The sequence below is a fragment of the Gluconacetobacter entanii genome (assembly GCF_003206495.1).
Taxonomy (GTDB): domain Bacteria; phylum Pseudomonadota; class Alphaproteobacteria; order Acetobacterales; family Acetobacteraceae; genus Novacetimonas; species Novacetimonas entanii.
In genome coordinates this window covers 1-9,763 of the sequence record NZ_NKUF01000067.1, presented here as the reverse complement: position 1 = coordinate 9,763, position 9,763 = coordinate 1, and the positions used below count along the sequence as shown (strand labels likewise).

The following is a 9,763-nucleotide window of genomic DNA, read 5'->3' as shown; positions in this document are numbered from 1 at the left end:
GCGAATGGTATGCTGTCAGATGCCAGCTCGCCATCATGTTCGATGATCGTTTCCCAATGGCCTGAAAAAGTGCCACCGCACAAAATTCTACACAGTCTCGGCGCTTTGCATAGTCAAGATCCTCGTCAAGGAACAGGTCAAGCGAACCGACGCCGATATAGGCCGGTGGCAGGCCGGACAGGTCCGTTGCGCGAAATGCAGCGGCATATTCCGATACACCTTCGCTCCCCGGCGCCTGTCCCAGATAGGCGTTCCATGCATAATGATTGGCAGAGCGCGTCCAGATATATTTTCCCAGTTCCGATGCAGGCATGACGGTCGTGCCCGTACGATCATCCAGCATGGGATAGATCAGCAACTGGAAACAGACAGGCACTTCGGCGCGATCCCGCGCCATCAGGGCAAGACATGCCGTCAGTCCCCCACCCGCACTATCCCCGCCAATGGCGATACGCGCCGGATCAATCGAAAGACCATATGCGTTCGCATGCACCCATTTCAGCACTGCATAGCAGTCTTCTATCGCCGCGGGATAAGGGGCCTCCGGCGCAAGCCTGTAATCGACGGAGACGATGACAATGCCAAGTTCGTTGACAAGGTTACGGCATCGCGCATCGTCCACTTCGGGCGTGCCACTGACAATCCCGCCACTGTGAATGTAAACCAGCACGGGCGCATTATCGTGCCCTGTTCGCGGGGTATAGATCACCACCGGCACCTCAGGAGCCCCGGACGGTCCGGGAACGGCACCAGTTTTGACCTCGACATCCGGATATGGCGCAACCCTGACCCCACGGATCGCGGTAATGAACGCTTCCCGCGTCCGCGCAAGGGTCTGGTCAGACAATCCATCAAAGGACGGCAGAACCTTCAGGGCGGCACGGAACTCAGGGGCGACGGGATTATGGGGCATCAGGATTTTCCTCCGTTATCTGCCACCACGATAGAACCCACCCTGTCCTGCCACCTCATCACAAGCCGCGAATTAAACAAAAGTTGTTTGTTGAATTCTGTATATTTCGAAAACGTACCAATCCTGCCTGCCACGGAAATAGTAAAATCCGGGCATAAAAAAAGCGGTTCCCAGAAGCCGGAAACCGCTGGCAAAAATCAAGGAAAGTTTCCGGTGAAGATTTTTTCAAAAAACTTCACCGGAATACTGCCTTTTTTGAAAAAGGCAGCAGCTAACATCCCCGCCTCAGGATTTCTGCGTGGATGCCTTGTAGATCTGGTCGATGGCCGTTGCCAGCGCCGCATCAAACTGCGCATCCGTCATGGTGCAGCGCAGTTCCTCCAGCAACGCACGCGAGAAACTTGCGATCATGCCGTGGTTCTGCGCAAGGCGTTCACAGGCCTCGTCACGCGAATACCCTCCCGACAGGGCCACAACACGCTGCACGCGGGGATGTTTGACCAGATCAAGGTACAGGTCCGGCTTTTCAGGAATGGAGACCTTGATCATCACCTGATAATCACCGGGCAGGGCATCAAGCCCGCGATGCAGTTCATCATGCAGCAGCGCTTCGGCCTTGGCCTTGTCCGGACTCTTGATCAGCACTTCGGGTTCCATGATGGGGACAAGCCCCCGTTCCGCAACCTGCTGTGCCAGGGCGAACTGCTGCTTGACGATCGCCGCCACCCCGTTACGTTCGGCCAGATGGATGACGGAGCGGGCCTTCGTGCCGTAAATCCCCTTCTTGATGGCCTGATCCAGCAGCGCCTCAAGATCGGGAATGGGCTTCATCAACTGGACACCGCCAGCCTCAGCCTCCAGTCCCTTGTCAACCTTCAGGAACGGCACCACGCCACGATCCTGCCACAGGAAGGTCGGAACAGGCGTATCCTTGACCAGGCCGTTCATCGTCTGCTCGAACAGAATGGCGGCGAGGATCTTCTTCCCCGTAAAGGATGGAGCGGTAACGACCCTGACCCGCATTTCATGCATGAGGGCAAACATCTGCGCATCGTTGCTGTAGGCGCTGTCGGGGATGCCATAATGGCGCAGCGCGCCCGGCGTGGATCCCCCACTCTGGTCCAGGGCCGCGATAAAACCCGCATTTTCAGACATGTTCTTACGCATCTGGGCGATCGACATAGCTATCTGTACCTCCTGTTCCCAATATTCTATATCATCGGGATGATATTTTGAACGTCATATATAAGTGTCCGTGCCTGCGGATATCCCCTTTCCCTTGCGGCTGTATTGGCCATGGCCGCCAAAGAACAGGACACTGGCACGGATGGTCGCAATTACGCCCCCCGATAACTCCCCGGCGGGTCGCATGTTCCGGCCCTGAGGCCTCAGATCAGTCCATAACGCTCCAGCAGGTCGCCAATTTCCGTTCCCGTGGACAGGTGCCGCACCACACCCGAAGCCGGAACCTTCCTGCCATCGCGTAGCTCCGCCGGCGCCTGCAACAGCATGCGGATATCATAGACACTGCCGAAGACTTCGGGGACCGCACGGTCGATATCAAGCAGCGTATAGACCGCCTCCATCGCGGTACGGACGGAATATTCCGTCGTGAACACGGTGTCGCGTGGCGTTTCCGCAAACTGCCCCAGAAAGGCGAGGTTGACACTGCCGTCGGGCACCACCTTCGGCCGGTCCCCGACGGTGCGGGGCATGAACTGCGCCGTGATGAACGGCATCATGCACGGATGGGTCACGGCCCCGGTCGCCGCCATATCGTCGATCTGGTCTGCGGGCACACCCATGTGGAACAGCCATTCCCGCGTGATTTCCTCGCCCGTGCAGTCCTGCATCGGCTTTTTCACGTAATTCCCCGGCACATCGCTGAACAGGCCATAAAGCCATGCGACCATCTGCCCCTTCGGCTGTCCCTTGAAGTGGGGCTGGCGGCTGACGACCCAACTCATCAGCCATGCGGAATCCTGAATGGTGATCGGTCCGCCTGTCACGGTGCGGCCCGAAAACGGGTCGCGCCCCGTCACCTTGTGCACAAGGGCGGGAATACGTGCATCCAGCGTCGTCACCGTCGCGGACTCCCACCGGGATTTCGTGGTGTCGCCACAAAACACGTCCGGCCGCCCAAAGGCGGGATCCTGATCCGCGATGTTGCGCCACAACTGCCAGATGCTCCCCTCCGCGATGGTCGCATCCACGGGTGCGGGGGTATGGTGGTCACCCCAGCGGGAATTTTCCACCATCGAACCATTGGTGACAAAGACAAGGTCACCGCGACCGATATCGACGCCCCCTGCTTTCGCGTCCTCCAGCCAGTCGAGACGTGTCGCGACCTTCGTCCCGCCAGAGGTGTCAACCCGCACGTTGGTCACCCGCACGCCATGGCGGAACACCACGCCCATTTCGGCAAGCCATGTGGCCAACGGGCGGCTGAGGGATTCCTGCTGGTTGAACCGGGTGAATTTCAGCGTATGCAGGTCCTTGAGGCCAAGGATCTGGTGGACAAACCGCGCGAGGTAGCGCTTCATCTCGATCGCGCTGTGCCATGTCTCGAACGCGAACATCGAACGCCAGAACAGCCAGAAGTTCGACCGCATGAAATCTTCGGACAGGACATCACTGATGGTCCTGCCCCCCAGTTTTTCCTCATCCGTCAGGATCAGGGATATGATCTCCCGCCGCGCCTTGCCCGTCAGCTTCAGGCTGTCCCGATCCGGCAGGGGCTGTCCATGCCCGCACATCGCCCGCACCGGGCTGCTGCTGGGATCGGCACGGTTCAGGCGATAGAATTCATCCAGCACTGACGCATCCGGCACTTCGAGCGACGGGATGGAGCGATACAGGTCCCACAGGCACTGGAACTGTTCCTCCATTTCCCGGCCGCCCCGGATCAGCCATCCTGTCCGGGCGTTGCCCGCGCCATCAAGCGCCCCACCATCGGCTTCCGACGCCTCAAGGATGGTAATGCGCGATGGCGGCATCCGTGCATCACGGACCAGGAAGGCAGCCGCCGCCATTCCCGCCAGGCCACCGCCCACGATCCATGCCGAACGGGTGTCGATCCCGGCCGGTTTTTCGGGCTGCACAAAGGATTCAAAATTGCTGTGGGCGTATCTCATGGGACGTCATGCCTGTGTTGGGGCCAGCGCGGACCCGTCTGTTTTTCCTGCTGGAAAACCCTTGTGGTCATAGCGTGCCTTTTTGTCTTTCCTGTCGTTGATGTAAATCAACTTCGCGGGACCGCAATGATCCTGCAACCGGTCTGGAAACGGGGGGCGATGCAACGGGAATTCCCTGCCAGGGACTGAACGTCACGAATGTCTGTCCGCACTTTCCTCGCCAGCTTTCGCCGGGACCGCGTCCAGGCAGGTCGGACAGAGGCATCCCTTCTGCCCCTCCCTGGGGACAGGCAGGACCGGCGTCCGTTCCATGCACCAGCACTGTCCTTCCGGCTGGCAGGAAAACCCGGCCCCGCAATTGTCGCATTTCGCCATTCAATCCCCTTCCCCGCGTAAAAGTGTTTTATGAAGGCGTGTCTTAGCGCCAGTTCCGCCTGCTGGTCGATCACCTGCGCGAAGAGTACATCCAGTCGGCTGGAACAGCCATGTTCCAGGCATCGCTGTGTCAGTTCCCCGTTTTTTGCGACGGCCGTTTCCTTTCGGCCAGCATTGCGTTCACGCCCGGGCTTGCTGCCTGCCCTACTGGTAATGGAGCATGGCGCCAACGAAGCCAAGGCTGCATCATCCTGTGCGGCGGCGATCGCCCGTCCTTCGGATACATCCCACCCAAGGCATCCCGTAACAGGATCAGGACCGGACACGCCCTCCCTTTTGTGCGGGCGCAGGCACACTGGTATGCATGGATACGCACCACCCTCAATCATGTCCCGAACCCGGGCAAGGGTCCGGTCATCACGATTTACATATACGATACCGTATCGTATTTCAATATGGCAAAAAACACGACTGCGGTTGAACCGACCATTTCGAGGTGGCCTACCATGAGGATGATGTCAGGAGGTCCGCAGATGGGAATGGCAGGTAAATCAGGCCCCGTCCCTGCGAGATATGCCTGACAGGAAAATGCCCCATGCCCGGTCAAAAAACCGCCTGCGTGCATCGACATCCTGCACCCGGTTGTGACCCAGCATGGTGTTCTGCAGCGGCCATCCGATCACGAAGCTCATCAGGACGCGTGTCGTTTCCTCATGATTCGTGGATTCAATGCGCCCGGCATCCGCCGCCGCCTTGAGCAGGCGACTGAGGGTGGCGACGAAAGGTTCGACGATCGTTTCCATCATTTCATCGGCGATGAACGGGATGCGGTGCCCGTCGCCAATGACAATGCGGTAGGCTTCGCGCGTTTCCGGACGCAGCATGAAATCCAGAAAGAACAGGGCGATTTCCTTCGTCGCCACCAGCGGATCCTTCGAAGACGCCTCGACCGCGCCTGCCTCGTCCAGCAGCATCCGCCCCCGTTCCGCCACCACGGCCTTGAACAGGTCTTCCTTGGAGGAATAGCGGCGGTACAGCGTCGCTTTGCTGCATCCGATGACGCGCGCTATCTTTTCGAGCGACGTGGCGGCATATCCCTGCTCGACAAAAAGGGCTGTCGCAACCTCAAGAACCTGCCGGTCAAGCAGTGCCGACATTTCAGGTGTCGGGCGTCCGCCTGTATGCTGGGTCCGTGAAAGTGTATCGGGCATTTCATGTCCTTCGAGTACGCCTGTCCACCATGACAATGGCGGCCATCATAACATGAAACCCTCCCGCGACACCATGACGCCCGCTGGCGACGCCCTTCTCGCGCCTTGCGCCAACCGGCAGTGCCTGCATCCCGCCATCGCACGGACATGTCCGTGCATACGGGGAACATGTGGTGAAAAAGGATCGGATCTCTGGCCCTACGCCCGATCCCTTTTCACCTGTTGGTCATTTTTCGCAAATGGGTATGATAATCTCAGGTCCGAACGATCATGGGCGCCTCCGCTGTTGTGGTAATGGTGCAGCCATGCGCCAGCAGGCCGACCAGAAGAGGCGTCTGTCCCGCCGCCCACGCCATGTTGACGAGGCCTGCGGGAACATCGACATCACCATAGGGGCGCGCCATTTCCATGGCACGGGACGCCATGTGCCTGTATTCCCCGACCGTATGGGTCACGCCCCGGACACCGCCACGCCCCGCAGGGGGATAAAACAGGTACTGCGGGTCCTCCCTGTACATGGCTTCCGGCGGGTAATCGGGTTCATACCAGTCAACCACGGCATCGTAATGGTGGTCGCGACCGGGCCGCATCGCGACGTCATGGCCGCTGATCGTGACAAGCAGCACCAGTTTCACCCGACTGCGCGCGCCCGCCATTTCCAGCGCCCTGTCGAGCGTGGGCTTCAGCGGGAGGTAGTCGGCATCATCGCCGATCCCATCCCCCGTCAGGACAGCCACGGCGCCACAATCAACCAGTCGTTCGGCCATGCAGCGTGCATCGGATTGCGTATCCAGCACGACATGCACCGCACCGATACGCGCGCAGGCAAGGACCGCGACGATACTTTCCACCATCAGGGGCAGGTGGATCGCAACCCGGTCCCCACGCTGCACCCCTTGGTCCGTCAGCGCATTCGCAAGACGGCAGACCCGTTCATGCAGTTCGCGGAAGCATACCGCCTCCTCCCCTGCCGCGCCGCGTGACAGCACGGCGATATGGTCGGGACATTCGCCAAGGTGACGGTCCACGCACAGGGCGGAAACATTCAGCGCCCGGCGGCCATGTTCCTGCTGTGGACGGAAACGATGTTCCCGCATGTCCTGCGTCCAGCGCGGGACATGCTGCCCCGCATGGGCGATCGAACGGGCAGAGGCATTTTCATAAGTCGCACTGATCACGGTCCTGTTCCTTGTCATTGGGTCATGTCTGCGCCCGTCATTGGGGACATGACGGGAAAAACCTGGGGAAAGGTTGCGTATGTCTGGCGTCATGACAGATGAAACAACGCCCCCTGTACGGGGCGGCGGATGACCTGCCGGACAGTGACCCTGCGATATGTCCGGCAGGTCGTGCCAGAAAGCACGATCCGCATTTCATGTTTTTCGGAACATGTTTATTTTATGGTTATTGCTGTTCCGTCATGGCGTTTCATGTTTTCTGTTCTTGTTGTTTTTGTTGATCCGGACCTTGCCAAATCCCGATCATGGACGGAAGACGGTTTGCCGTTTAAAGGGGCGAATGCCGCGCCGCAAATTGCAAAGGTTGCGAAGATGAAGAAAGCCGCCACCAAGACCTTCACCGGATCGCGCATCCGCCATCAGCGCAACCGCGTCGGCATGACGCAGAGCGCACTGGCACAGCAACTCGGCATTTCCGCGAGCTATCTGAATCAGATCGAACATGACGTCAGGCCGCTTCCGATCACGCTGCTCGGCGCGCTGTGTAACATTTTCTCCGTGGGGGCGGAATATTTCAGCGACACCGAAGAAACACGCGGCATACAGGCCCTGCGCGAAATACTGGCCGATCCCGTTTTCGACATGGACGCCATCAGGCTGGACAGTATCCAGGCCGCCATGCGCGTGGCACCGGACCTGTGCGCGCAGTTCGTGCGGCTATATCGCGCCTATCTCCTGCGGCAGGAACATACCGAAGCGGCATTGACCGGCGGCAATGTCCCGTCCGCACACGCGACACCGCACGAGGCCCCGGACCGGGTGGAACCTTACGAGGCGGTCAATGACTGGGTCCAGGCGCAACGCAACTATTTCGATGAAGTGGATCGTGCCGCCGAACACCAGTTCGAAAAGATGAAGCTGGATGAAGGAAGTCCCGGCGAACAGCTTGCCCGCTACCTTCTGGACCATCATGGCATCCGCACCGAAATCGACCTTGGCCTGAGCCAGAAAGGCCTGATGTGGCGTCTGGAGCGACGTCAGCGCATCCTGTTCCTCTCCCGGCTTGCCCCTTCGGAAAGCAGCACGTTCTGGATGGCGCAGGCACTGGGGCAGATTGAACATCAGGCCCTGTTCACGCGCGTGATCCGCCGTTCCCGCCTGAAAGAGAGCGAGGCACGGGGCCTTGCGCGCGTCTACCTCACCAATTATTTCGCCGGTGCGCTCCTCTTGCCCTATGAGCGGTTTCGCATGACGGCGCATGACGTCCGCCATGACCTCGAACTGCTGCAGCGCCAGTTCGGCGTCAGTTTCGAACAGGCCTGCCACAGGCTGAGCACCATGCAGCGCCCCGGCCATCAGGGAATCCCGTTTTATTTTCTCAAAACGGATATTGCAGGAAATATCCTAAAGAGTTTCAGCGCAAACCGTTTTACGCAATCCCGCTTTGGCGGTCCGTGCCCGTTATGGAACATCTTTCGCGCCTTCAGCACACCGCAGCAGGTGCAGGTCCAGTTGTCGCAGACAACGGACGGGGCAGTCTATCTCAACATTGCCCGCACGGTCGGACGCAACAGCATTTCCTACCTTGACCGCCCGCGCCTGACGGCGGTTGTTCTGGGCTGTTCGATCACCGATGCGCCACATCTCGTCTATTCCGCAGGACTGGACCTGAAGGATCCGCGCATGATCATTCCCATCGGGCCGGGATGCCGTGCCTGCACGCGCGAAAACTGCCATCACCGCGCCCTGCCGATGGTGGGCCACCGTGTTGACGTTGACAACGAAGGACGTGGCATCGCCCCGTACCGCACGGCGCTGTAGCGCACATATGGCACCTGCATGTTCAGACAGAGGCCGTAAGCCCCCCATCGACCATCAGGATATGGCCATTTACAAAACTTGAGGCGTCGGACGACAGGAATACCGCGGCCCCCACCAGTTCCCCGACCTGCCCCCAGCGACCGGCAGGCGTGCGCTGGCACAACCATTTCGTAAATTCCTTGTCCTCGACAAGATTTTCATTCATTTCCGTCTGGAAATATCCGGGCGCCAGCCCATTGACCTGCAACCCGTGGCGCGCCCAGTCCGTCGCCATTCCCTTGGTCAGGTTCTTGACCGCTCCCTTGGTTGCGGTATAGGGCGCGATACCGGGACGTGCCAGTTCGCTCTGCACCGAACAGATATTGATGATCTTCCCCCGCCCGCGCTGCAACATGTGACGCGCCACCGCCTGCCCCACAAAGAAAACCGCATTCAGGTTGGTCGCAACCAGCGCGTCCCAGTCCGCCCTGCTGAACTGCGCCAATGGCGCGCGGCGCTGGATCCCGGCATTGTTGACCAGGATATCAATCGGCCCATGTGCGTGTTCGATGGCATCCACCCCGGCGATGACGGCTTTCTGGTCGGTCACGTCAAACCGGGCCGTCACGGCGTCCAGTCCTTCATTTTCCAGCATCGCCCGGGCGGCCTCCAGCGCGTCTGGATTACGCCCGTTCAGCACGATTTTTGCCCCATGGCGCCCCAGTCCCCGGGCCAGTGTCAGCCCGATGCCACGCGATGCGCCGGTTACAAGCGCCCGCCTGCCGGCGAGTGAGAAAAGAGTGTCATCCATCATGTCCTGTCCACCTCCATCATGATGATGCGAAGCGTAGCAGTCCTGACGGATACATGCCGGACACGTCTGTGCGCGCGCTGCGAATATCTTTTCAAAACATGTCGAAATGCCGCCTTTTCGAAAAAAGGCGGCATCCGTAGGCTTTTTGTTTCCCGATGAATTATTTAAAAACGCATCGTTCAGGTGGCGATCCCGCCAAAACGTCCGTTCCTGAAATCCTCCATCGCCTGATGGATTTCCTTCTGTGGTTGCCGTCCGTTATGCAAGAGTTTTCTGACCCATATTGACGTGTGATCGTGTGCGGTCTTCTGTAAGGCCTGTTGATGTGGCCTTTCAGA

The 9,763-nt window shown here is 59.4% G+C and carries 7 protein-coding genes; 1 reads left to right on the top strand and 6 read right to left on the bottom strand.

What is annotated here, in order from left to right:
* The 5 genes from CFR72_RS15425 to CFR72_RS15395 all read right to left on the bottom strand — a co-directional run.
* The coding region (locus CFR72_RS15425) for an alpha/beta hydrolase (RefSeq protein WP_110914695.1) at positions 1 to 913 on the bottom strand (913 nt) is incomplete at its 3' end.
* Between the two features lie 285 nt (positions 914 to 1,198).
* Positions 1,199 to 2,095 (bottom strand): fructose bisphosphate aldolase, encoded by an 897-nt coding sequence (locus tag CFR72_RS15420; protein WP_110914694.1) that lies wholly within the window; start codon positions 2,093 to 2,095, stop codon positions 1,199 to 1,201.
* A 206-nt stretch (positions 2,096 to 2,301) separates the two neighbouring features.
* Positions 2,302 to 4,047, bottom strand: a complete 1,746-nt coding sequence (locus CFR72_RS15415; RefSeq protein WP_110914693.1) for an oleate hydratase — start codon at positions 4,045 to 4,047, stop codon at positions 2,302 to 2,304.
* Positions 4,048 to 4,973: 926 nt separating this feature from the next.
* Positions 4,974 to 5,633: a TetR/AcrR family transcriptional regulator gene (locus CFR72_RS15400; RefSeq protein ID WP_227744448.1), complete on the bottom strand. Its 660-nt coding sequence runs from the start codon at positions 5,631 to 5,633 to the stop codon at positions 4,974 to 4,976.
* A gap of 254 nt (positions 5,634 to 5,887) precedes the next feature.
* A complete protein-coding gene (locus CFR72_RS15395; protein ID WP_233043211.1) occupies positions 5,888 to 6,811 on the bottom strand; it encodes an AMP-binding protein in 924 nt (307 codons plus the stop codon).
* Positions 6,812 to 7,183: 372 nt separating this feature from the next.
* Here CFR72_RS15395 and CFR72_RS15390 point away from each other — a divergent pair, with 372 nt between their 5' ends.
* Positions 7,184 to 8,632 (top strand): helix-turn-helix domain-containing protein, encoded by a 1,449-nt coding sequence (locus tag CFR72_RS15390; RefSeq protein ID WP_110914696.1) that lies wholly within the window; start codon positions 7,184 to 7,186, stop codon positions 8,630 to 8,632.
* Positions 8,633 to 8,654: 22 nt separating this feature from the next.
* On the opposite strand, the gene CFR72_RS15385 is transcribed toward CFR72_RS15390, so the two are convergent.
* The gene (locus CFR72_RS15385) at positions 8,655 to 9,425 is read right to left on the bottom strand and encodes an SDR family oxidoreductase (RefSeq protein ID WP_110914690.1); all 771 of its coding nucleotides are present in this window, start codon (positions 9,423 to 9,425) and stop codon (positions 8,655 to 8,657) included.
* Positions 9,426 to 9,763 lie beyond the last annotated feature (338 nt).